Annotated in this window: 17 protein-coding genes and 1 tRNA gene; 5 read left to right on the top strand and 13 right to left on the bottom strand. The window is 63.6% G+C overall.

Annotated elements, in window-relative coordinates; all coding sequences use genetic code 11:
* Positions 1-35: 35 nt before the first annotated feature.
* Positions 36-2,915: a M16 family metallopeptidase gene (locus K3178_RS08530; protein WP_221570983.1), complete on the bottom strand. Its 2,880-nt coding sequence runs from the start codon at positions 2,913-2,915 to the stop codon at positions 36-38.
* Positions 2,916-3,082: 167 nt separating this feature from the next.
* Here K3178_RS08530 and K3178_RS14390 point away from each other — a divergent pair, with 167 nt between their 5' ends.
* Positions 3,083-3,964, top strand: a complete 882-nt coding sequence (locus K3178_RS14390; protein WP_221570982.1) for a diacylglycerol/lipid kinase family protein — start codon at positions 3,083-3,085, stop codon at positions 3,962-3,964.
* Here the strand turns inward: K3178_RS14390 and purC are convergent, their stop codons facing one another.
* Entirely contained in the window at positions 3,965-4,771 is an 807-nt protein-coding gene (gene purC, locus K3178_RS08520) for a phosphoribosylaminoimidazolesuccinocarboxamide synthase (protein WP_221570981.1), read from the bottom strand. It abuts the gene before it with no gap.
* Positions 4,772-4,883: 112 nt separating this feature from the next.
* Positions 4,884-6,206, bottom strand: a complete 1,323-nt coding sequence (locus tag K3178_RS08515) for a cation:proton antiporter (protein ID WP_221570980.1) — start codon at positions 6,204-6,206, stop codon at positions 4,884-4,886.
* Positions 6,207-6,274: 68 nt separating this feature from the next.
* Between K3178_RS08515 and K3178_RS08510 the strand changes: the two genes are divergently transcribed.
* Positions 6,275-7,177 carry an HPr kinase/phosphorylase gene (locus K3178_RS08510; RefSeq protein ID WP_221570979.1) on the top strand — a complete coding sequence of 301 codons (903 nt, stop codon included), beginning with the start codon at positions 6,275-6,277 and terminating at the stop codon, positions 7,175-7,177.
* 36 nt (positions 7,178-7,213) lie between these two features.
* Positions 7,214-9,115, top strand: a complete 1,902-nt coding sequence (locus tag K3178_RS08505; RefSeq protein ID WP_221570978.1) for a transglycosylase domain-containing protein — start codon at positions 7,214-7,216, stop codon at positions 9,113-9,115.
* 16 nt (positions 9,116-9,131) lie between these two features.
* On the opposite strand, the gene K3178_RS08500 is transcribed toward K3178_RS08505, so the two are convergent.
* The 5 genes from K3178_RS08500 to infA form a co-directional block, all read right to left on the bottom strand.
* Positions 9,132-9,207 (bottom strand) — tRNA-Phe (locus tag K3178_RS08500).
* 87 nt (positions 9,208-9,294) lie between these two features.
* Positions 9,295-9,474, bottom strand: a complete 180-nt coding sequence (gene yacG / locus K3178_RS08495; RefSeq protein WP_221570977.1) for a DNA gyrase inhibitor YacG — start codon at positions 9,472-9,474, stop codon at positions 9,295-9,297.
* Entirely contained in the window at positions 9,467-10,414 is a 948-nt protein-coding gene (locus K3178_RS08490) for a ribonuclease E/G family protein (protein ID WP_221570976.1), read from the bottom strand. The genes yacG and K3178_RS08490 overlap by 8 nt, the downstream gene beginning before the upstream one ends.
* Positions 10,407-10,982 carry a Maf family protein gene (locus K3178_RS08485; RefSeq protein WP_221570975.1) on the bottom strand — a complete coding sequence of 192 codons (576 nt, stop codon included), beginning with the start codon at positions 10,980-10,982 and terminating at the stop codon, positions 10,407-10,409. Before K3178_RS08485 ends, K3178_RS08490 begins: the two co-directional genes overlap by 8 nt.
* A 6-nt stretch (positions 10,983-10,988) precedes the next feature.
* Complete coding sequence (gene infA / locus K3178_RS08480; protein WP_108786584.1) at positions 10,989-11,246, bottom strand: translation initiation factor IF-1; 258 nt, start codon at positions 11,244-11,246, stop codon at positions 10,989-10,991.
* A 208-nt stretch (positions 11,247-11,454) separates the two neighbouring features.
* Here infA and K3178_RS08475 point away from each other — a divergent pair, with 208 nt between their 5' ends.
* On the top strand, positions 11,455-14,190 hold the full coding sequence (locus K3178_RS08475; RefSeq protein WP_221570974.1) for a TonB-dependent receptor: 2,736 nt from the start codon (positions 11,455-11,457) through the stop codon (positions 14,188-14,190).
* A gap of 6 nt (positions 14,191-14,196) precedes the next feature.
* Here K3178_RS08475 and K3178_RS08470 read toward each other — a convergent pair whose 3' ends face one another.
* The 4 genes from K3178_RS08470 to K3178_RS08455 all read right to left on the bottom strand — a co-directional run bounded on the left by K3178_RS08470 (position 14,197) and on the right by K3178_RS08455 (position 19,260).
* Entirely contained in the window at positions 14,197-14,976 is a 780-nt protein-coding gene (locus K3178_RS08470; protein ID WP_221570973.1) for an esterase/lipase family protein, read from the bottom strand.
* Positions 14,973-16,616 (bottom strand): WS/DGAT/MGAT family O-acyltransferase, encoded by a 1,644-nt coding sequence (locus K3178_RS08465; protein WP_247713662.1) that lies wholly within the window; start codon positions 16,614-16,616, stop codon positions 14,973-14,975. The genes K3178_RS08470 and K3178_RS08465 overlap by 4 nt, the downstream gene beginning before the upstream one ends.
* Before the next feature lie 118 nt (positions 16,617-16,734).
* Positions 16,735-17,859, bottom strand: a complete 1,125-nt coding sequence (locus K3178_RS08460; RefSeq protein WP_247713700.1) for a BaiN/RdsA family NAD(P)/FAD-dependent oxidoreductase — start codon at positions 17,857-17,859, stop codon at positions 16,735-16,737.
* Positions 17,860-17,913: 54 nt separating this feature from the next.
* A complete protein-coding gene (locus K3178_RS08455) occupies positions 17,914-19,260 on the bottom strand; it encodes an APC family permease (protein ID WP_247713699.1) in 1,347 nt (448 codons plus the stop codon).
* Here K3178_RS08455 and uvrC point away from each other — a divergent pair.
* Complete coding sequence (uvrC, locus tag K3178_RS08450; protein ID WP_221570971.1) at positions 19,259-21,226, top strand: excinuclease ABC subunit UvrC; 1,968 nt, start codon at positions 19,259-19,261, stop codon at positions 21,224-21,226. The genes K3178_RS08455 and uvrC overlap by 2 nt on opposite strands.
* Positions 21,227-21,261: 35 nt before the next feature.
* Here uvrC and K3178_RS08445 read toward each other — a convergent pair whose 3' ends face one another.
* Positions 21,262-21,717, bottom strand: a complete 456-nt coding sequence (locus K3178_RS08445) for a DUF4440 domain-containing protein (protein WP_221570970.1) — start codon at positions 21,715-21,717, stop codon at positions 21,262-21,264.
* Positions 21,718-21,840: the final 123 nt, after the last annotated feature.

Below are 21,840 nucleotides of genomic sequence, written 5' to 3'. Positions count from 1 at the left end.
AACTCCCCTCGCGGCCCTTTTCCTTTGTCCGGTGCCTATTCGCCTTCGGCCAGACTTTCGTGCACGACGCGGATGCGGAGCTGATCGGCCGGGTCGAGGAAGCGCCGGGCAGCCGCCAGAAGCATTTCCGGCGTGACGGCGTTGTAGCGCGTCTCGAGCGAACGAACGCGGTCGAGCCTTTCGGCATCGAGTTGCGCCTCGTCTACTACACCCAGCCACCAGCCGTTGTTCTTGCGCTGCTGCGCGATCTGTTCGAGCAGCGGCTTGCGCGCACGATCCAGCTTGTCGGCATCGACCGGACCTGCGCGAAGTTGCCCGACGATCTCGTCGACCGTATCGAACACCAGTTGCGCTTCTGACGGTTCGACGATGACGAAGGTCGAGAAGGTTCCATAATCGTCATAGAAGTCCGACATGGAGGAGCTGACCCCGGGCGAATAGGTCGCACCCAGCTTTTCACGGACGATCTCTTCCATGTCGAGTTGCATGACCCGCGCCAGCAAGCTCATCGTCGCCTCGAGCTGCGGATCGTCATCGTCGTTTGTCGGCCAGTAGATCAGCGCCAGTGCCTGGTCCTCTGCCCCGGCGTGGGCAAGTACGCGCTCGCTGCGATCGGTGGCGAATTGCGCCATGCGGCGTGCGGGCTGATCGGAAAGCGACGTCTCGCGTTTCGGCAGCGCTCCGAAGGAGGAAGCGACGGTATCGATCACCTCTTGGGCATCGAAATCGCCCACAACGGCGATCTCGATCGGCGCGCTCGCGAATTCGCCCGCGATCGCTTCTCTTGCCTTCGTGGTGTCGACCGCCATCAGTTCGGCTTCGCCAGGGATGCCGAAGCGCGGGTTTTCGTTGGCGACAATGCGAGATGCGCGGAACTGCGCGACGCCCTGCGGAGTGGCATCGATCTGTGCCATGTAGGGCGGCACGATCCCCTTCCATCGGCTGACCATCTCCGCCCGCAGGCCGGGATCGGTCAGATAGGCGAGGCTGAGCTGCATCTGGTCGGGCAGGTCGGCCATGGTCCCGGCCCCTGCCATGGTGAACTTGTCGTCCCCGATGTTGAAACCATAACCCAGCCTCTTTCCGGCAAAGATCTGGCGCAGTTCGTCATAGCTGTGCTTGCCGACACCGCCCTGCGCGCTGAGGCTGGAGAGCATGACCGCTTCGGCGAGGCTTTCGGTCGGGAAGGCCAGTCGGCCCGAACCTACGCGGATCGAATACCGCAGCCTGCCATCCTCGAATTCGGTCGGCTTCAGGTTCAGCATGACGTTGTTGGCGAAACGGATGGTCCGGATGCCAAGATCTTCGATCATCGTGTCCGAAACAACGGCCCCGGGATTGTCTGCAACGGAATAGCCGAACTCGGCAACGCCGGTGTCTTCCGGAGGCGCGACCTCCGTCCGGGCCGAGGCGTCGTATGCCGCAAGGATAGTCGCCTCGGCATCCTCGATAGGTGTCTTGGTCGAGACGTGGATCAGCGGATCGCTGAGCGCATAGTGGCGCGCAAATTCCGCGTTGACCGCATCGAGCGTGAAGCCCGATTTCAGCCTTTCGAACATTGCAAATCGCGTGCTCGGCTTCACAAATACGCGTTCGGTACGGGCCGTGGAAAGGATGCCTTCCGCCAGCGCCTTGTTGCTGCGCGTGCCTTCCTGGCTTGCTGCATCCGAATAACGTTTTGCCAGATTGGCCAGCTGCTCGGCCAACTCGGCCTCGGTGAAGCCATGCGTGACTGCGCGGCGCCATTCCTGTTCGCCGACCTGCAAGGCGCTTTGCCAGTCGCCTTCCTTGCCCTGCAGCTGGATCGCGGCCTGGTCGTTGACGTCGAAGAAGTCGCTGGCGCTCGCGCTGCCCGAAACGATCGGCGCGTCTTCGCTGTTGGCGATCTTCTGCAGGCGGCGGTTGAGGATAGCCGTGCCAAGGCCCAGCAGTACCTCGTCCCTGAATTCCGCCATCGTGCTTTCCGTATCGCGATAGGGTGCGAAACGGTCGATGGTGACGAGATATTGCACATCGGGATCTACGAAGTTGGTTGCAGCGCGGCCGCGCGCGAGGTCGATCATCCCCTTGTCGACACGGTCGATCGGCGTTGCGGGCGCCTGCCAGCTGGCGAATGTCTCGACAATCTTCGCCTCGATCGCATCGGGATCGATATCGCCCACGATCACCAGCGCCGCATTGTCCGGGCGGTAGAAGCGGCGATACATGTCTCGCAGGACCGAGGCGGGGGCCTTGTCGATATTCTCGACCGTGCCGTCGGCACGAAAGCGCTGGGCGAAGCGCGTGTCGGGCGAGACGAAATTGAAGTAATGCTTGAAGCGGCGCATGTTGTAGTTGTTGCGCGTGCGCGTTTCCGACTGGATGATCCCGCGCTCGCGGTCCACCGCATCGTCGGCAATGGTCAGCTCGGACGCGGTCTCGCGCATCAGCATCAGGGCTGTGTCGATCATTTCCTCGTCGACGCGCGGCAGGTCCAGCTTGTAGATCGTATCCTCGAAGAAGGTCGAGGCATTGGTGTCCGCGCCGAATGCGAGCCCGAGGCGTTCGAGAAGCTTGATCATCTCGCCTTCGGGAACATTGGTGGAGCCGTTGAAGGCCATGTGTTCCAGCACATGAGCAAGGCCGAGTTCTTCCTCGCTCTCGTCGATCCAGCCGACATCGAAGCCGAACCGTACAATGGCCGTGTCTTCGGGTGTCTCGTTATGTGCGATTGCATACTTCAGGCCGTTCGGGAGCACTCCGAAACGCACGTCCGCGTCCGCTGGCACGTCGTAAACCGGGATGCCCCAAGGCGTTTCGCCGGTCTGCGCGACCGTGCTGGTGCTGGCGCTTTCCTGCGCAGCGAGCGTGGCCGGCGTGGCAAGCGCAAGAAGCGGAAGCGTGGCAAGCACGCGGGCGATGGTCTTGTGTCTCATTGAATTGCGTCCCCATGATAAGCGCCAAATGCGCCAGTCTCCGTAGACGACGCTAGAGCATGCGACGCGGCGATTTAAAGGAAAATTCCGCCATAATCGACGAATGGTATATGAGAGTGGACGCAGGTCATGCTTGTTATTGCGGCGCGCTTGCCTAGGACGGGGGCGTGACCGCTCTCGATCTTGTCTACAACCCTGTTTCAGGAAGCTTTTCGCAGCCGCATCTCGAAGCACTCGTCGCCGCACTGGAGGGTGAAGGGTTCGCGGTGACGGCCATCCCCACCGCTGCCGAGGGCGCACAACTGTCGGGCTCGGCCGACCTCATATGCGTGCATGGCGGCGACGGCACCTTGCGCGACGTTGTTCGTGCACTTGGCGAAGAGGCAGGCCGCTTCCCGCTCTGTGTCGCTCCTTCGGGCACGATCAATCTCGTGGCGCGCGAGCTGGACTATTCGCGCAAGCCTGCACGTTTCGCCCGCAATCTTGCCGAAGCATGGGCGCGAGGCCTCGAAAGCTGGGTCCACGCCCCGCTGTACCGGTTGGGTGACATGCCGATTGTATCCTGCCTCTCTATCGGCCCCGACAGCCATGCGGTTGCGCGCGTGTCAGGGCCACTCAAGAAGCGTATCGGGCGCTATGCCTATGTCGTCGCGATGATGCAGCAGATGCGCGAATGGCCGCGCGAGCCCATGAAAATCCGCGGTACGACCACCGAGGGCGAGGAATTCGCCGACGAGGCCGAAGCCGTGATCGTTTCAAATGCGGCCCTTTATGCCGGCCCGTTCCGGCTGAGCCCCGAAGCAGCGCTGGACGCGGACTCGGTCGAGTTGATCAGCGTGAGTGAGGGGACGCGGCTGAGGATCATGGCGCTGAGTTTTGCCGCCATGCTGGGCCTGCCGGTGGAACGCTTCGCCAAGGCGCGGGTCCGCAGCTGCAAGCGGATCGAGTTCGACCGCTGCGTTACGCCCGTACAGGTAGACGGGGACCACATGCCCGACTGCGCCTACGCGGTCGCGCCGAGCGGGCTCACGCTACGCTACGTGGTGTAGTCATTTCTTCGGCGGAGTGATCTTGTTGCGCAGACGGCTGCGGTGCGCGCTCATGTCGAGAACTTCGCCCGGACCGTCGTCGCTGTTCTGCAAGAGGCCAAGACGGCGCGCGACTTCCTGGTAGGCTTCGCTCTCGCCGCCCATGTCGCGGCGGAAGCGATCCTTGTCGAGCTTTTCGCCGGTGTTGATGTCCCACAGGCGGCATCCGTCGGGGCTGATCTCGTCTGCCAGGATCGTGCGGCTGTAATCGCCATCCCAGATACGGCCGAATTCGAGCTTGAAGTCGATGAGGCGGATGTCGATCGCCGCGAACATGCCGCACAGGAAATCGTTGATGCGGATCGCCATGCTCGACATGTCCTGCATCTCTTCATGGCTGCACCAGTTGAAGCAGGCGATTTCCTCTTCGGAGACCTTGGGATCGCCGAGTGCATCGTCCTTGAGGCAGTATTCGATCAGCGTGTGCGGCAGCAGCTCGCCTTCCTCGATGCCGAGGCGCTTGGAAAGCGATCCTGCGGCGACATTGCGTACCACCACTTCCAGAGGAATGATTTCGACTTGGCGCACCAGCTGCTCGCGCATGTTGAGGCGGCGGATGAAGTGCGTTGGGATGCCGATGTGCGAGAGGCGGGTGAAGACATACTCGCTGATGCGGTTGTTGATCACGCCCTTGCCGTTGATCGTGCCCTTTTTCTCGGCATTGAAGGCGGTCGCGTCATCCTTGAAGTACTGGATGATCGTGCCCGGTTCGGGGCCTTCGTAGAGGATCTTGGCCTTGCCTTCGTAGATCTGGCGGCGACGTGCCATCGGCGTGTTCCTTCAAGCTTAAAAGCGTTCGCCCCGGTGGGTGGAATCAGTGGCGATCCGCACGGCCCGGGGCGTTCGGCTGCCGCTTACCGGAAGGGGGCGGGGAAAGCAATCAGGCGGGCGGCGAGACCGGTGTTCCCTCCACCGCATTCCCCTCGACCGCGGGCGCGTGGTCTTCCTTGAGCTTCTCGATCAGGCGGCCGAGCGTGGCGCGCTGGACGAGTACGCTAAACAGGACGGCGGCGAAGGTCGCGGCGAGGATGAGGTCGCGCGTCTCTCCGGGCGGGAGCGAGAGCGCCAGCGCGATCGAGATGCCGCCACGAAGGCCGCCCCACCACAGCACGCGGCCCGCACCCTTGTCCTGCAGGCGCGCGGCGGGGATGGTCTTGGTCGAGACGAAAATGCCGACCGCGCGGGCGATCAGCGTCAGCGGGATGGCAAGCAGGCCGAAGATCAGCACGTCGCCGCCCACCATCAGCACGATCATTTCGAGCCCGATCAGAAGGAACAGCACCGAATTTAGCAGTTCGTCGAGCAGTTCCCAGAATTTCAGCAGGTAATCGCGCGTCACATCGCTCATGGCATAGGTCACGCCGTGATTGCCAATCAGCAGGCCTGCGACCGCCATCGCGAGCGGGCCGGAAATGTGAAGCTGGCTGCACAGGGCATATCCGCCCATTACTACGGCTAGCGTGATCAATACCTCGAGCGTGTATTCGTCCATTCCGGCCAATGCCCGGTAGCCGAGATAGCCCGCGACAAGGCCGACAAGGATGCCGCCGCCCGCCTCGATAGCGAACAGTTCGGCGCCTTCGAGGAAGGAGAAGTCATTGCCGCTCACCGCTGCGCCTAGCAGGATGATGAAAACCACGATCCCGACGCCGTCATTGAACAAGCTCTCGCCCGCAACCGCGCTCTGCAGCGACTTGGGGACGTTTTCCTCTTTAAGTACGCCGAGCACCGACACCGGATCGGTAGGTGCGATCAGCGCGCCGAAGACGAAGTACCAGATCGGCGCGATGGTAAGTCCGATTAGCGAGCCGACACCCCACATGGCGAGGCCGACAAGTATCGTCGAAATCATCACGCCCACGGTGGAGAGGAGTAGCACGGGCAGCCATGCGACCTTCAGCCGGTCCAGATCCACGTGCAATGCACCTGCGAAAAGCAGGAAGCTCAGCATGCCCTGCAGCAGCGTATCGGTGAAGTTCATCTGTTGCAGCGTGTCGGCCACCCAGTCGTCGAGCGTTATTCCGGGGATAACCGCATCGACCACGGTCAGACCGATCGCGGCGATCGCGCCCATTACGGTCAGCCCGATGACATGCGGCAGCCTGATGAAATGGTGGTTGAACCAGCCGAGGAGGGCGGAGGCGACTACCAGCAGGGCGGCGATGTCGAAGGCGGAGAGCGCGGTCGCGGTTTCTTCGTGCATGGCGGGCGGGATAGCGCGGGTCAGGCGAAAGGCAAAGCTTGCGTGGAAACCGCGGCTTGGGCAGCACTGTGCGTGCCATGCCGGAGCCATTCCATTATCGCCATTCGGGCCTGCAGATCGCCTCGCAGATAGAACTGCCAGAGTGGCAGGCTTTCGTCTGCAAGAAAGGCGAGCCCGATGTACGCATCGTGCTGTCGGACGAGCCATGCCACGATTGCCCGACCGACGGCAGCGTGGCTGTCGGCGAGACATTGCGCTTCGCGGTGGAAGGGATCGGCGGCTGGCAGGTCGAGGGTGGGCGCACGATCCGGCTGCACCCGGGGCTCACGGCTGATTTGCCCGAATTGCGGCTGTTTACGCTTGGCAGCGCCTGGGGCGCGCTTGGCTACCAGCGCGGCTTCGCCATGTGGCATGGCAGCGCGGTGGAGCGCGACGGCCGCGCGGTGCTGTTCTGCGGCGATACCGGTGCGGGCAAGAGCACCTTGGCCGCGCAACTCTGTGCTGACGGCGCCAGCCTCGTCGCGGACGATCTTAGCCGGGTCGAGGCAAGCGAGGGCAATGCGCTGATCCATCCCTCGTCATCGCGCATCAAACTGTGGCGAGAGGCCATCGGAAATTTCGGCTGGGACGACTACATCCTCCAGCGGGACTATTACCGCGAAGACAAGTTTCACTGTTCCGCACCGAAGCACCTTGCGGAAAGGGAAGCCGTGCCCCTGGCCGCAATCGTGGTGCTGGGCGAAGCGCCCAAAAATCGGCTCGAGCGCGTGTCCGGGGCAGCGGCGCTGCAGGCCGTGATGCAGGGAACGATCTACCGCCCCGAGATGCTCGATGCACTCGGAGGCTGGTCGCGGCAGGGTGCCTTGGCGGCCGAGATCATTCGCACGGTGCCGGTCTGGCGTTTCGAACGCCCCAAGGATTTCGATGCCGCTCCGGCGCGTGCAATGCTCGACCGGGTCCTTTCCGGTTAGGCAGAACCATAGCCTGCTTCGCGCGTTCGGTGGTCCATGAAGGCTGAATTTCAGGCAGCATTGCGACACCGGGGCGCGCAGGCGCGCGACTGGTGGCTCGACCGCGCCTGGCCTTTCCTTCGCGACCGCCCGCTCAAATATACCATTGCCGGGGCCGCGCTGGTCCTCCTCCTTTTGTGGGAAATCGCCTCTATCCCACCGTGGAGCGCGGGCGAAAGGAAGCAGCAGGAAAGCCTCACCTTCCTCGCAAGCGACGGCAGCATCATTGCCCGCCGGGGCCCTGCGCCGGTCGAGGAAGTGGACGCCGCTGCGCTTCCACCGCACGTTCGCAACGCCTTCATCGCCATCGAGGACCGGCGCTTCGAGGATCATGGCGGTATCGATTTGCGCGGGCTGGCGCGCGCCATGCTCGCCAATGCCAAGGCGGGCGGCGTGGTGGAGGGCGGCTCCACCATCACGCAGCAATACGTCAAGAACACCTATCTTACGCAGGACCGCACTTTCACGCGCAAGTTCAAGGAGTTCCTCCTCGCCGACTGGGTGGAGAACTGGATGGACAAGGACGAGATCCTCTCGCGCTATCTCGAAACAGCCTATTTCGGTGGCGGACAGACCGGATTGACCGCGGCCGCGCACCACTTCTTCGACAAGAAACCGGACGAACTGACGCTGGGCGAGGCAGCAATGCTTGCAGGTGTGATCAAGGCGCCATCCAACCTTGCGCCCACGGTCGACCGCGAAGCCTCGCTAGAGCGGATGGAAGTGGTGCTCAGCGCCATGGTCGATGGACAATTCATCACCCGCGCCGAGGCCGACGAAGCCGACGATCCGCGCGTGGACAAGGGCAAGAGCAGCGAGGTCGCCGCCGGAAGCTGGTTCACCGACTGGCTGCTGCGCGACATGGACGAGGACGATACCGGCGAGGTCCAGACCACGCTCGATGCCGATATGCAGGAGGCTGCCCAGAAGGCCATCGACCGCGCGCGGCTCGGCGGGGCGGAAGCGGCGCTGATCGCGATCCGTCCGGATGGACGGGTGCTGGCGATGGTAGGCGGCAAGAAATGGGAGCCCGAGGCCTATAACCGCGCGCTTTTCGCGCAGCGCCAGCCCGGTTCGACCTTCAAGCTTTACGATTATCTCGCTGCTTTCCGCGACGGTGCCACCCCAGACGACACAATGCTCGACGCGCCGCTCGATATCGAGGGGTGGAAGCCGAAAAACGGATACGAGGGCTATTACGGCGTTGTCAGCATCCGCGAGGCCTTCGCCTGGTCGAGTAATACGGTTGCCGTTCGCGCGGCGCAGGCTGCGGGCTATGACGAGGTGCGCGATGCAGCGCGCGATCTGGGCGTCCATTCGGACCTCCCCGAAGCTCACAGCCTGCCGCTAGGTACGGCAAACATGACGCTGGCCGAACTGGTGACTTCCTATGCCGCCTTTGCCGGGGGGAGCTATCCGGTGAAGCTCTACGGTATCGAGGACGATTTCGAAAAGCCCGACAAGAAGCTTGAGCGACACGCCGAATGGGCGGCCATGCTCGACCTCCTCTGGTATGCGGCAAATTACGGCACCGGAAAGCGCGCTGCGCTCGATGTGCCGACCTTCGGCAAGACCGGCACGACGCAGGACGGGCGCGATGCCATCTTCGTCGGCTTTGCAGGAAATGTAGTTACTGCCGTGTGGATCGGCCGCGACGACAACAAGCCGGTGGCAGGTGCAAGCGGTGGACGGCTCCCGGCGCAGATCTGGGAAGATTTCATGTCGAACATCGAGCTCGAGCCGATGGCGCTACCCTTCATCGCCGCTGGACGGCCCGCCGAGATTCGCTCTGCCCAGCCGGTGACACAAAGAATTGCCGAGCGGCGCAGCGAGCCTCGCTCGCGCGGCCGGGACAAGCGCAAGCGGAAGCGCAGGGGACCGCACCACACGCAATACTGATTCTGTTTTCAGGTGATGGTGCCCGGGGACGGATTCGAACCGCCGACACTGCGATTTTCAGTCGCATGCTCTACCAACTGAGCTACCCGGGCTGACCCTCGCTGCGGCCTCGCATGGGGCGCTGCAGCGGTTGGAGTGCGCGCCTATGGCGAAGGTGCGCGCGCTTGGCAAGGGCTTTGTCAGTCGTCTTGCGGCTTGACCACTTCTGCAGCGATTTCTTCGGGCAATGCACGGCGGCCCGGCACGGCGTAACCGTCACCGAACCACTGCGCGAGATCGCGGTCGCGGCAGCGCGTGGAGCAGAAAGGAGCGTGGTCTTCGGAACGCGGTTTCTTGCAGATCGGGCAGGGCTTACTCATGCCCCACGATCTGGGCAGTGGCACCTTCGATGGCAAGGGCGGGATCGACGCCTATCCGCAAGGGTCTGCCCGTGCGGCGCTCGACTTCGGCGAGCCATTCGGACTTGAGCTTGGCTTTGATGGCCGGATGGACAGTGAGCAGCGTCGAGCCTGCGCCTTCGATCATTTCTGCGCGGCGCAATGCCATACGGGCCGCCATCCCCACACGCGAAGCGGCGAACCGGTGGAGCAGCGAGGGGCCTTCAAGGCGCGCGACAAACTGGACGAAACCGAAACCGTTCATGGCGGTGCGCTCGTGCGGCCAGTCGGCAAGCGCGTCTTCCAGAGCGGCATCGACGACCTTGCGGTCGGCCTTGGCTGCGAGGGTCGGAAAGTCCACGCCGATAGACCCGCCGAGATCGAATTGCCGCAGGGCCGCTACGAGAGGTTTCACCGCTGCGAGAGCCAAAGCGCGAGGATCCAGGTCGCCATCGATATCGACCAGCGTCATCGCCGGAGTGACGGCGAACAGCAAAGAACCGCCAGCAAAGGCGATCTCGCCCGAACTGGCGGAGTGCCAGACCTCTTCCCAGGCGCCTGTCGGGAATCGATGCACACGGCGAGCGGTAGCGAAAACATCTCCGGAGAGATTCGCCTGCGATGCGAGGCGCGCTGCCGGCAGTTTGTAGCGACCGCGTTCGGTCATCGCGGCGCGGGTTACGACGAGATCGAGCGTAGCGCCCTCGCTCGCATCGCGCGGAAGCTTGTCGACCAGCATCTCGCGGCCTTCCGCCGTGACCGCAGTCCCGCGGGCTCCGCGCTTTGTCGTCAGTTTGGCGGAAATGGCATCCCCAGCATGGAACTCGCCCGGCCAGCGGCATTTCGCGGCCAGAACTTCGTCACCGTCGAGCAGGAGCGCGCGGGTTTCGCCTACGCCTTCCTCGACCAGCCACTCAGGCAATGTCGAATCCTGCCGCTTTCAGCAGCGCGCGGGTCTCGTAGAGCGGAAGGCCGACGACGCCCGAATGGCTGCCCTGGATGCGTCTGATCAGGCCCTCCGCAATGCCCTGGATGGCATAGCCTCCAGCCTTGCCGTCCCATTCACCGCTGGAAATGTAATCGTCCACTTCCTGCGCGGAGAGGCGCTTGAAAACGACCACTGTCTCGCTCAACCGCTCGCGCATCGAACCGTCGGGAGCGCGCAGGGCAATGGCCGAGAGCACGCGGTGGCGGCGCCCCGAAAGCAGTTCGAGGCACTTGCGTGCCGTCGCCTCGTCCTCGGCCTTGGGCAGGATGCGGCGTCCGGCGGCGACGACCGTGTCGCCAGCCAGCACGAATCCATCGTCACTGGCCGCAGCGTCGGCTTTCTCGCGCGCCATACGCCTGGCGTAGTCCCGCGGAAGTTCGGCCTTGGCAGGCGCTTCGTCGATATCGGCAGGAGCGATGGCGTCGGGCACCACACCGAGGCGCGCGATAAGTTCGCGGCGGCGCGGGCTGGCACTGGCGAGGATAAGAGTGGGCTTACCCACTGGCTGTTAGGCCGGGCCGGGGCCCTGGCCGGGTCCGCCGCGTCCGGGCATGAAGCGATAGGTAATGCGCGCCTTGGTCAGATCGTATGGCGTCAGTTCGCACAGCACCTCGTCGCCCACCAGCACGCGAATGCGGTTCTTGCGCATCTTGCCGGCGGTGTGGCCGAGGACCTCATGGCCGTTCTCGAGCTCGACGCGGAACATGGCGTTGGGCAGCAGTTCCACAACGCGCCCGCGCATTTCGAGAAGTTCTTCCTTGGCCATTCGTTTCCTTAATTGATGCAGTTGGTCGATTTGTGTCGCGCGCCCATAGCGGGAGGCGGGATAAAAGGGAAGAGTTTGGCATTCACGTGAGTGCAAGGGACCTGCGACCATTCGATACGCGGCAACCCCTTGTGCCCACTTGTCCTTTCGCCGACACATCCAAGCGAGGGGGCCTGACGACCGCGATGATCGAAAGACCCGAGCTTTGATGCGAATTTCCGGAAAACCCGCGCTTCTCGCGCTCACCGCCATATGGGTATGGCAGGTGCCGCCTGCACTGGCACAGGAAGAGAGCGGGCAAGAAAGCCCGGCCGAGGGCGCGCAAGATGCCCCGTTCGTCGATGAAGACGAAAACATCGTCGTTTTCGGCACGCGGCTGAAGGGGCAGCTCACTATCGACCAGCCCGCCCTCGCGGAATATGACGAGGCCGATATCGCCGCATTCGGGGCAGGCTCGATTGCGGAGATCGTGGCGGCCATCACTCCGTCGACCGGCAGCGGCGCGCGCGGCGCGCGGGGCGGCGGACGCCCGATTTTCCTCATTAACGGTATCCGCGTGTCGAGCTGGCGCGAATTTCGCAGCTATCCGCCCGAAAGCGTCGCCAAGGTCGAGGTGTTCCCCGAAGAAGTGGCGCAGCGCTTCGGCTATTCGGCCGACCAGCGCGTGGTCAACATCATCCTCAAGCCCAATTTCTCCAGCCTCACTTCCGAGGTAGAATACGAACAGCCGGCCGAAGGCGGATATTCGCGCAACGAACAGGAGGCGACATACCTGCGGATCGGCGAGAAGGGACGGCTGAACCTCAATGCGCAAGTCGAGGACCGCAGCTTGCTGACCGAAGCGGAGCGCGACCTGACGATCGGCGGGTCTACGGATGCAGCCGGTTTCCGCAGCCTGGTCTCGGACACCTTCGCCGCCCAGCTCGAGGCCAATTACGCCCGCGCCGTGATCGAGAGTGGGACCTCGATCAACCTCAATGGCACGATCGCTCACAACGAGGGCCGCAGCCTGTCTGGCCTCGCCATCGACGGCATGACGCCACTTGAGAGGCGAAGCGACACCGATAGCCTATCTGCGGGCCTCTCGCTGAACCAGCCGCTGGGCGCATGGACCGCAACCTTTACCAGCGATGCGAACTTCACCGACACCGTGACCCAGATCGACCGCAACGATGCAAGCGGTTTCGATACGGCGAAGAGCCGTATCTATACGAGCGTCAACAAGGCGACGATCAACGGCTTCCCCCTGTCGCTTCCGGCGGGGGAACTCAGCACCACGTTCGATCTCGGTTTCGACTGGAATCGGGTCGAAAGTGAGGACACACGCGCCGATGACGATCTTTCGCTTACACGGCGGCGGCTCAATGCAGGACTGACTGTGGCCGCGCCGGTCCTGCGCGCCAGTCCCGTCGGCGGTCTGACCTTTACCGGCACAGGCGGGATCGAGGACCTTTCCGATTTCGGCGCGCTGACCAACTGGTCGCTGGGAGTGAACTGGTCTCCCACTGAAAAGCTGAACCTCTCGGCTACGCGCATCTGGCGCGAAGTGGCTCCAACGCTGACCGATCTGGGCAGCCCGCGGATCGACGAACTCAATTCAACGGTGTTCGATTATCGCAGCGGCGACACCGTGCTGGCGACCCTTGTCACCGGGGGCAACCCCGATCTGCTCGCCGAAACGCAATCGGACTGGAAATTCAGCGCGAACTGGGAACTGCCGTTCTGGAAGGATGCGCGGCTCAACGCCGATTACGGGATCAACCGTTCGCGAGACGTGACGGCAACCCCGGCCTTCAGTTCGGCTTTCGAGCAGGCCTTCCCCGATCGGGTAACGCGCGATTCCGCCGGCGAATTGTTGGCGATCGATCGCCGCCCGCTGACCCTCTACCAGACCCGCAGTCGGATCCTCTCCTTCGGCCTCAATACGAGCGGCCAGATCGGCAAGGCCCCGCCGCAGCCCGAGCGCGGCGAGCGCGGCGGACGTGGCGGTCCTCCCGGAGCAGGGGCTGGTGGCCCACCTGCTGGCGCGTTCGATCCCGCCCGCATGGAGGCTGTGCGCAAGGTCTTCTGCGAGACACCCGAAGGCGAAACGCCCGACCTCTCACAAGTGCCGGAAATGTTCCGTGCGCGCCTGATGGACGAGAACGGCAATCCCGACCCTGCGAAGATCGCAGCGGCGCGCGAGCGCTTCTGCGGGGCGGAGGCAGGCGAGCGTTCGGAGCGTTTTGCCGCCATGCGTGCAGCAGTATGCGCCGATCCCCCCGAGCTCGACGGTCTGCCGGAAGAAATGCTCGCCCGATTGAAGAACGATGACGGCGAGATCGATCCCGAAAAGCTCAAGGCCCTTCGCGAGCGCATGTGCAGCGCCGATGGCGCGCAGGCCGAGGGCGGCGCACAAGGCGGCCGTGGTGGCGGTCGCCGGGGCGGGGGGATGTTCGCCATGATGGGCGGCAATCCCAGCGACACGCGACCGCGCTATTTCCTCGGCCTCGGCCACAATCTGACGCTGGAAAGCGAAGTGCTGCTGTCGGAAAACGGGCCGCTGTTCGACCAGCTCGACGGTTTCGTGCTCGGGAGCGGGGCGATCCCGCGCAACAGCTCGCGGCTAGAAGGCGGGATATTCTGGCAGGGCTACGGCATGCGCTTGTCTGGCCGCTATGTCGGCGATGCCGTTGTTCGCGGAGGGGATTTCCCCGGATCGAGCGACCTTTTCTTCAGTGACCTAGCGACGTTCGACATCCGCCTGTTCGCCAACCTTGGCGAGATCTTCGAAAAGGAAGACGGCTGGATGGACGGGCTGCGCGTCTCGCTGCTGATGGACAATGTCTTCGACGCGCGCCGCCGCGTGACCGACGCGAACGGCGATGTGCCCGAAGCTTACCAGCCCTATCGGATCGATCCGACAGGCCGGTATCTCGGCATCGATATCAGGAAGGCGTTCTAGCCTGCCTCAGTGCAGCGCACGCTTGGGGAACAAGAGGCTGGCCAACCCTTTTGCCTCGAACCGTTTCCAGGCGCCTTCTTCCTGCGCGAGCCGGTCTGCCACGGCATAGACCACCGCGGGGTTCACGCCGAGGCCGCAATGGCTGGCGACGACTTCGATATTCTCGCAATCCTCGCGGTCGCCGCATTGCACCGAGCCGCGCCAGTGGACCACGCCGTCGGTCCGCGTGAGGATCGAGGTGGTCGGCACGGGCGGAGCTTCGCCGAGCCCCTTGAAGCCGCCATCGCGCAGCGGTTCGGGTTCCTTGCCGTTGAGCATTTCGAACAGCCGCGTCGCATTGGTGTGGTTGCGATCGTCACTGATCGGCGAGCCGAGGCTTATCACGAGGCGGACCTTTTCGGGTGCCATCTTGGCCAGTTCGCGGGCGAAGACCCCGCCAAGGCTCCAGCCGATAATGCTGATCGGTCGGCCGGTGCGTTCGAAAAGCTCCTCGACGCAGCCCATCATCGCCTCGATGCGCGCATTGTCGACACGTACGTTGCGCCCAAGCTTCCAGCCCACGGCATCATAGCCGAGGTCGGAAAGCATGCTGCGCAGCGGGCCGGTGGAATAATCGGATGCCATGAAGCCGGGCAGCACCAGAACCCCGTGTCCGTCGCCGCGCGGGAGCGAGCCCATCAGCGGGCGCAGCGCGTAGAAGCTGGCGAGTTCGCCGAAAGCGCGCCCCGGTTCGGCCAGCAGCAGGAGGCGGCTGGGCGGGCGGGCGGTGGTGGCTAGTGCCGTCATGACTTGGTTGTTCCTTTCCCTTTCGGGGCAGCCGCTTTCCTCGTCGGCGAGGTTTTGGAACGGCTGGCGACCCCCTTTGTGCCCCCCTTCACGGGTTTTGCGGGCGTTTTTGTCTTGGCAGGAGCAGCCCGCTTCTTGGCGGCAGGCTTGGTCGCTCCCTTCTTAGGCTTTTGTGGTTTATTTTTGGTTTGCTCCGAAACGCGCGTCTCGGCTTTTCCCCCGGATTTCGCGCATCGGACCAGTTCTGCGAAGCTTTCCTCGATGCAACTGCGGTAGAACTCCGGATCGGGCATCATGTCGCGGTCTGCGGTGAAGGCGATGGTCGCCTCGTCAGTATAGCTCTGCACCACATGGCCGAGGCCGAGACCGTCGGTGAGGCACAGGAGCCCCAGCATGCTCTCCATCTTCGCGCCGGCCGAATAGATCGGGATGGGCGGACCGGGGACATTGGTAACGACGGTGGTGAACACCGGCCCGACACCGCGATTGGCGAGGCTGAGGCGGCTGTAGAGCTGCGCGCCGAGCGCCATGAAGAGCGCGGGGCTGGCCTTGCTCATCTCTGTCATGTTGCGCGCACCGAGCGCGTCGGTCATCGCCTTGGAATTCATCGTCCGGCCATGCACCCAGTTAAGCCGCTCGACCGGGTCCTCGATATGCGTGCCGAGCGGAGCGATCATCGCCGCGACCTGGTTGCCCATCGAATTCTTCTCGCCCTTGGAGCGGACCGAGATCGGCGCCATGGCGGTGAGGGTTTTCTTCGGCAGCTCCCCCTTGTCTTCGAGATAATGCCGCATCGCCCCGCCGATGATGGTGAGGAACACATCGTTGACCTTGGCTCCCTCGGCACAGGCGCGGATCGCCTTGATCTCGGCGAGCGGGACGCTGACGCCTTCGACCACGCGGTGCGGGCTGATCTTGCGATTGAAGCGCGTCTTGGGAGCGATCATCTCGGTCGAGACGTCGAATTCCTTCGCCGCGAGGCCCTTGAGCGCTTTCGCCAAGCCCGGCGCGGCCTTGGCAGCGACCTCCAGCTGCTTCATCGGGTTGGTGATCGCGTTGAAATAGCTCTTGCCCAGCAGTTCGACCGGGTTGGGCAGCTTTTCGGGCTTCCAGTTGTCGGGTCCCGGCGGCGGCGGTTCGTCGGGGCGCAGCGTATGGGTCGCCTCCATCAGATCGATCCCGCTCATCCCGTCGATTGCGGCATGGTGGACCTTGGTGATGTAGGCATAACAGCCTTTGGGGATGCCTTCGACATTGTCGAGGCCTTCCACGACGGTAATCTCCCAGGGCGGGCGGTCGAGATCGAGCGGGCGGGCAAAGACGCGGGCGGCCTGGATGCACAGCTGACGCCAGTCGCCCGGTTCTGGCAGGGCGACGTGGCGGACATGGTATTCGAGGTCGAAGTCGGGATCCTCGATCCAGTAGGGATAGTCGAGGTCGAAAGGCACACGCACCAGCCGCTGGCGCATCGTGGTGGACAGTTTGAGCCGGCTCTCGATGAAGGACAGGATATCCTTGAACCTTACGAAGCCGCCGGGCGCGGTGGCCGGGTTGTAGATCAGGATCGAGCCGATATGCATCGGCGAATTGCGCGTTTCCAGCGCAACGAAACTGGCATCCATGCCCTGGAGCTGCTGCATCCTGTTCCCCTTGCTACGGCCCGCTTTTCGCAGGTCCGCAAAGGAAAGAGGCTAGCAGAGCCGGGAATCCGGTCAACTTGCCGCGCCGGTCAATGACTGCCGCAGCAGTTACAAGGACTTAAAGCGCCTCGCCTGCCGCAACGCCGCTCGCCCAAGCCCATTGGAAGTTGTATCCGCCCAGCCAGCCGGTCACGTCGACCGCCTCGCCGATGACGTAGAGGCCAGGGACTTTCTTCGCTTCCATGGTCTTGGAGGAGAGCTCGGCGGTGGAAATGCCGCCCACAGTCACTTCGGCCTTGGCGAAACCCTCGGTGCCCGAGGGACGAAAAGCCCACCGTTTCAGCCGCTCCTGCGCCAACCGGAGCGCCTTGTCGCTGGCATTGCCTAGCTCGGTGTCCACGCCGAGCTTCTCGGCAAGGATATCGGCGAGCCGGTCGGGCAAAGCCTCGCGCAGGACCGAGCGCAAGGAGGCACGTGGATTGTCGCGCTTGCGGTCGAGCAGCCAGTCGCCCGAGCATGCGGGAAGGAAGTCGATCGCAACTTCCTCGCCCGGCTTCCAGTAAGAGGACACCTGCAGGATCGAGGGCCCCGACAGCCCGCGGTGGGTGAAAAGTGCCGCCTCCGGAAACCGCGCCTTGCCCGCGCTGGCCACGACCGGGGCGGACACGCCCGAAATCTCGCGGAACAACACCTCCTCGCCGCCCAGCGTCAGCGGGACGAGGGCGGGGCGCGGTTCGACCACCTTGAGGCCGAACTGGCGGGCGAGGTCGTAAGCGAAGCCGGTAGCGCCCATCTTGGGGATGGAGGGGCCGCCCGTGGCGATGACAAGCGATGATGCCGTCAAGACCTCCCCGTTCGCCATCACGGCAAAGCGCTCGCCATCTTGCTCGACGGCGGTTACCTCGGCGTTGCAGCGGACCTCCACATCGCCTTTCGCGCACTCCTCCAGCAGCATCTCGACGATCTGCTTCGACGATCCGTCGCAGAACAGCTGGCCGAGCGTCTTCTCGTGCCAGGCGATGCCGTAGTTCTCGACCAGCTCGAGGAAATCGCGCGGCGTGTACCGCGCAAGCGCGCTTTTCGCGAAATGCGGATTGCTGGACAGGTAATTCGCCGGACCCGCACCGATATTGGTGAAATTGCACCGCCCGCCGCCCGAGATGAGGATCTTCTTTCCCACCTTCTCCGCACGCTCGAGCACGAGCACCCGCCGCCCGCGCTGGCCCGCGCGCGCTGCACACATCAGGCCGGCCGCACCTGCGCCGAGGATTATGGCGTCGTAACTGTCGGGCACGGCTCAGCCTGCGGTTTCTTCCAGCGGCTGCTGCCTTGCCGCGATGAAGTAAAGCAGGGTTCCCCCGACGATGATGCCGCCAAGCACCAGCAAGGCCTTCATGTCGGCATGGCTCGCGACCCATACCGAACTGCCGAATGCCAGCAACGCCACGACAAGATGCAGCGCATTCGATGCGCCATCGCGTCTTTCGAGGACGGGAAGCGCCGCGCAGGAAATGAGATAGGTGACGAGGCGCGTCAACGTCCCTGCGATAGCAAGCACGGCGAAGCCTTCCCACAGGCCGAACAAGATCCCGCCGGTGCCGTAAGCGAGGATGGAATTGAACGGCGTCAGGTAGCGGGGATGGACATAGGCGAACCAGCGGGGAAGCATGCCCCTTTCGGCCATTCCGAAGGTCATGCGCGGCAAGCTGATGGCACCGGCGAAACTGTTCGCGCCAATGCTGAAGGCTGCGGCGACCACGATGGCGAACGCGCCGAACTGGCCCATCACCTCCTCGGCAGCACCAACCAGGGCGTTTCCATCGTTTCCGGCACCCGGCGCGGCGAGGAGATAGGCCCAGATGACCAGCATGTAGAGCAGGGTAACGGCTGCGAGCGTGGTCACGAGCGCAAGCGGCACGTCGCGTTTGGGCTTGCGCATTTCGCCTGCCGGCAGGGTTACGCTCTCGAACCCCATGAAAGCGTAATAGGTCAGCAGGATCACCGTTTCCGCATCGCTGAACTCGGGCAGGGCGAGCTTTACGTCACCCTGTCCGGCAAACAGTGCGGCGATGACGAGCAGGGCGAGCGGAGCCAGCTTGAGCGTTGTCATCATTCCGAGCGTACCGATCGATTTACGCATTCCGAACAGGTTGATCGCGGTCAGCAAGCCGATGATCGTCGTAACGGCGCCTGCCCGCATGACGGGTTCGTCGAGGACGGGGAACATCGCCGCAAGATAGGTCACCATCACATGCGTATTGGCGGCGACGGTCACGATCGAACTGGCATAGCGAGCCCAGCCCGCCTGGAAGCCGATGAATTTTCCGAAAGCAGCCTCGCCATAGAGGACTGGGCCACCCGAATGGTCGAAACGCGCTGCCAGCCATGCGAACACGAGGATGAGCGGCAGGAACAGCAATCCGCCCAGCAACATCATAAATGGTGCAAAATCGCCGACTGCTGCGACCAGTATCGCCGGCATGGCAAAGATGCCCGCCCCGATCATCCCGTTTACCGGGAAGAGCGCCGTGCCCCAAAAGCCCACCGTACGTGGCGGCGCTATCTGTTTTTCGTCCATGGCGCAGGGGATGGCGGGAAACATCGCTTTGCACAAGCGCCGCAGCGCGCCTATCTCCACGCCCATGTCGCGCACGAAAGCCGGTTCCCCGCACGATCCCAGAGGCAAGGAGCGTTTCAACGAAGAGCGCGCCACCAAGGTTGTGGCGAGTGCGCAGCCCGATCTCGAAACGGGCATCAAGGCGATCCGCGAGACGGTGAAGACGCTCAAACCGCGCCCCGGCGTGTACCGGATGCTCGATACCCGCGGCGATGTGCTTTACGTGGGCAAGGCGCGCAGCCTGAAGGCGCGGGTGGCGAATTACACGCAGGTGAAAGGGCTCTCGAACCGGCTCCAGCGCATGGTCAGCCAGTGCCGCGCGATGGAGATCGTGGTGACGAACTCCGAAGCGGAGGCGCTGCTTTTGGAAGCGCAGCTGATCAAGCGCTATCGCCCGCCCTTCAACGTGTTGCTGCGCGACGACAAGAGCTTTCCCTTCATCCTGCTGCGCGCCGATCACGCATTCCCGCGCATTCAGAAGCATCGCGGGGCGCGGCGGGCGAAAGGTAACTACTACGGGCCTTTCGCGAGCGCCGGTTCGGTCAACAAGACGCTGAATGCGCTGCAGAAACTGTTTCTGCTGAGAAGCTGCACAGACAGCTTTTTCAACAATCGCGACCGGCCTTGTCTGCTCTACCAGATCAAGCGCTGCTCGGCACCGTGTGTCGGGCGGATCGACGAGGAGGGATATGATGCCCTTGTGCAGGAGGCGAAGGATTTCCTCTCGGGCAAGTCCAGCGCGGTGCAAGCCAATATCGAACAGCAGATGGCCAAGGCCGCAGAGGATCTCGATTTCGAGACCGCCGCGATCCTGCGCGACCGGCTGCGTGCGGCGACATTCATCCAGGGTTCGCAGGCCATCAACGCCAGCGGCGTGGGCGATGCCGATGTCTTCGCGCTTGCCGCCAAGGGTGGGCAGATCGGGGTGCAGGCCTTCTTCATCCGCGGCGGGCAGAACTGGGGGCACAAGGCCTTCTTCCCCAAGAATACGGGCGATCTCGAGCATCCCGAGGTGCTGTCCGACGTCCTCCTGCAATTCTACGAGGAGGTTCCGCCGCCGCGCACCATCCTCGTCGACCGCGAACTCGCCGAGCAGGAACTGATTGCCGAGGCACTGGCGGAGAAGGCGGGCCACGCGGTTGCCATCTCGATCCCCCAGCGCGGCGACCGGCGCAAGCTTATGCAGCAGGCGAGCCGTAATGCGACCGAGGCGCTCGAGCGGCGGCTGGCGGAAAGCGGGACCAAGGCGCAGCGCATGCGCGAGCTGGCGGAATTCCTCGAACTCGACGAGGTGCCGCAGCGCATCGAGATTTACGATAACAGCCATATCCAGGGCGACAAGGCGCTGGGCGCGATGGTGGTCGCCAGCCCTGAAGGTTTCGAGAAGGGCCAGTACCGCAAGTTCAATATCAAAGAGGCCAGGACGAACGACGATTTCGGCATGATGCGCGAGGTCATGGCGCGCCGCTTTCGCAAGCTCGCCGAGACCGAGCGGGATGCGGAGGTTGCGCCCAAGGGCAAGGGCCACGAAGCAATCTGGCCCGACCTCCTGCTTATCGACGGGGGCAAGGGGCAGGTCTCATCCGTCATGGCAGTCCTCGAAGATCTTGGTATCGCCGAACAGGTCCCTGTTATCGGCATCGCCAAGGGGCCGCATCACGGGCGCGAGGGGCGCGAGGTGTTCCACTTCCCCGACGGGCGCGAGAAGACGCTACCGGTCAATTCGCAGCTCCTGTTCTACCTCCAGACGCTACGCGACGAAGTCCACCGCTTTGCCATCGGCGCGCACCGCGCCAAGCGCAGCCGCGCAATCACTGCCTCACCGCTCGACGAAATCCCCGGCATCGGACCTTCGCGCAAGCGCGCGCTCCTCCTCCATTTCGGAACCGCAGGAAAAGTCCGTGCCGCCGCGCTGGATGACCTGAAGCGTGCTCCCGGCATCAGCGAAGGCGTGGCGCAGCAGATTTACGATTTCTATCACGCGGGCGGTTAGGGGGGCGACCGGGAGGCCGCGCCCCCATGGAACGCTCAGCCTTCTCCGTCACTCTTGCTGAAGCAGTTCCAGCCGAGGAACCGCCACTGTCCGCCACGCTTCACTAGCGTGTCGGCGCACATCTCGCGGCTGTTCTCGCGTTCGCCCTTGTGGTCCGTTTCGGTGATACCGGCATAATAATAGGCGATCGCCGTGTCTCCGCTGACGGTGATTTGCAGGGGGTCGAGGCGATAATAGAGAACCTCTCCTTCCTTGCCGAAAACATCCGCGCGGCGCTTCATCTCGGCCTTCGATGTCGGCACCGGCCATCTGTTTCCCCAGCCGAAACCACTATCATCGAGCACCGTATGCCAGGTGTCGCTATCGGCATGGCTTGCCCAGGCATCGGAAACGAATTTCCAGACTTCGGTCTGTTCTTTCGACCACGTTTGCGCAGACAGAGGGGCTGCCACCAAGGCAAGGCCTAGGGCCAGCGAGCTCACAAGTTTCATGTTTTTCTCCCAGTCGAGGGAGAACACCCCGAGGCGCCAGCGAGAATGCCTCCCGGTGACCAATCGAAGCTTCCGTTGCCACGTGCCGACCCGGCTACACGGCGATCCCGGCGGCGAGTCGAA

Origin of the sequence: Qipengyuania sphaerica, from assembly GCF_019711595.1 — a bacterium.
Taxonomy (GTDB): domain Bacteria; phylum Pseudomonadota; class Alphaproteobacteria; order Sphingomonadales; family Sphingomonadaceae; genus Qipengyuania; species Qipengyuania sphaerica.
Note: the sequence above shows the minus strand (reverse complement) of the source record. Positions and strands in the feature narration are given on the sequence as shown.

Bases quoted from the DNA above. Each gene is read 5' to 3' on its own strand.
- K3178_RS08530 (WP_221570983.1), bottom strand. From the start codon at position 2,915: ATGAGACACAAGACCATCGCCCGCGTGCTTGCCACGCTTCCGCTTCTT.
- purC (WP_221570981.1), bottom strand. From the start codon at position 4,771: ATGGCACGTCGCCGCCAGATCTACGAAGGCAAGGCCAAGATCCTCTAC.
- K3178_RS08515 (WP_221570980.1), bottom strand. From the start codon at position 6,206: ATGCACGAAGAAACCGCGACCGCGCTCTCCGCCTTCGACATCGCCGCC.
- K3178_RS08505 (WP_221570978.1), top strand. From the start codon at position 7,214: ATGAAGGCTGAATTTCAGGCAGCATTGCGACACCGGGGCGCGCAGGCG.
- yacG (WP_221570977.1), bottom strand. From the start codon at position 9,474: ATGAGTAAGCCCTGCCCGATCTGCAAGAAACCGCGTTCCGAAGACCAC.
- infA (WP_108786584.1), bottom strand. From the start codon at position 11,246: ATGGCCAAGGAAGAACTTCTCGAAATGCGCGGGCGCGTTGTGGAACTG.
- K3178_RS08475 (WP_221570974.1), top strand. From the start codon at position 11,455: ATGCGAATTTCCGGAAAACCCGCGCTTCTCGCGCTCACCGCCATATGG.
- K3178_RS08470 (WP_221570973.1), bottom strand. From the start codon at position 14,976: ATGACGGCACTAGCCACCACCGCCCGCCCGCCCAGCCGCCTCCTGCTG.
- K3178_RS08465 (WP_247713662.1), bottom strand. From the start codon at position 16,616: ATGCAGCAGCTCCAGGGCATGGATGCCAGTTTCGTTGCGCTGGAAACG.
- K3178_RS08460 (WP_247713700.1), bottom strand. From the start codon at position 17,859: ATGTGTGCAGCGCGCGCGGGCCAGCGCGGGCGGCGGGTGCTCGTGCTC.
- uvrC (WP_221570971.1), top strand. From the start codon at position 19,259: ATGTCGCGCACGAAAGCCGGTTCCCCGCACGATCCCAGAGGCAAGGAG.
- K3178_RS08455 (WP_247713699.1), bottom strand. From the start codon at position 19,260: ATGGGCGTGGAGATAGGCGCGCTGCGGCGCTTGTGCAAAGCGATGTTT.
- K3178_RS08445 (WP_221570970.1), bottom strand. From the start codon at position 21,717: ATGAAACTTGTGAGCTCGCTGGCCCTAGGCCTTGCCTTGGTGGCAGCC.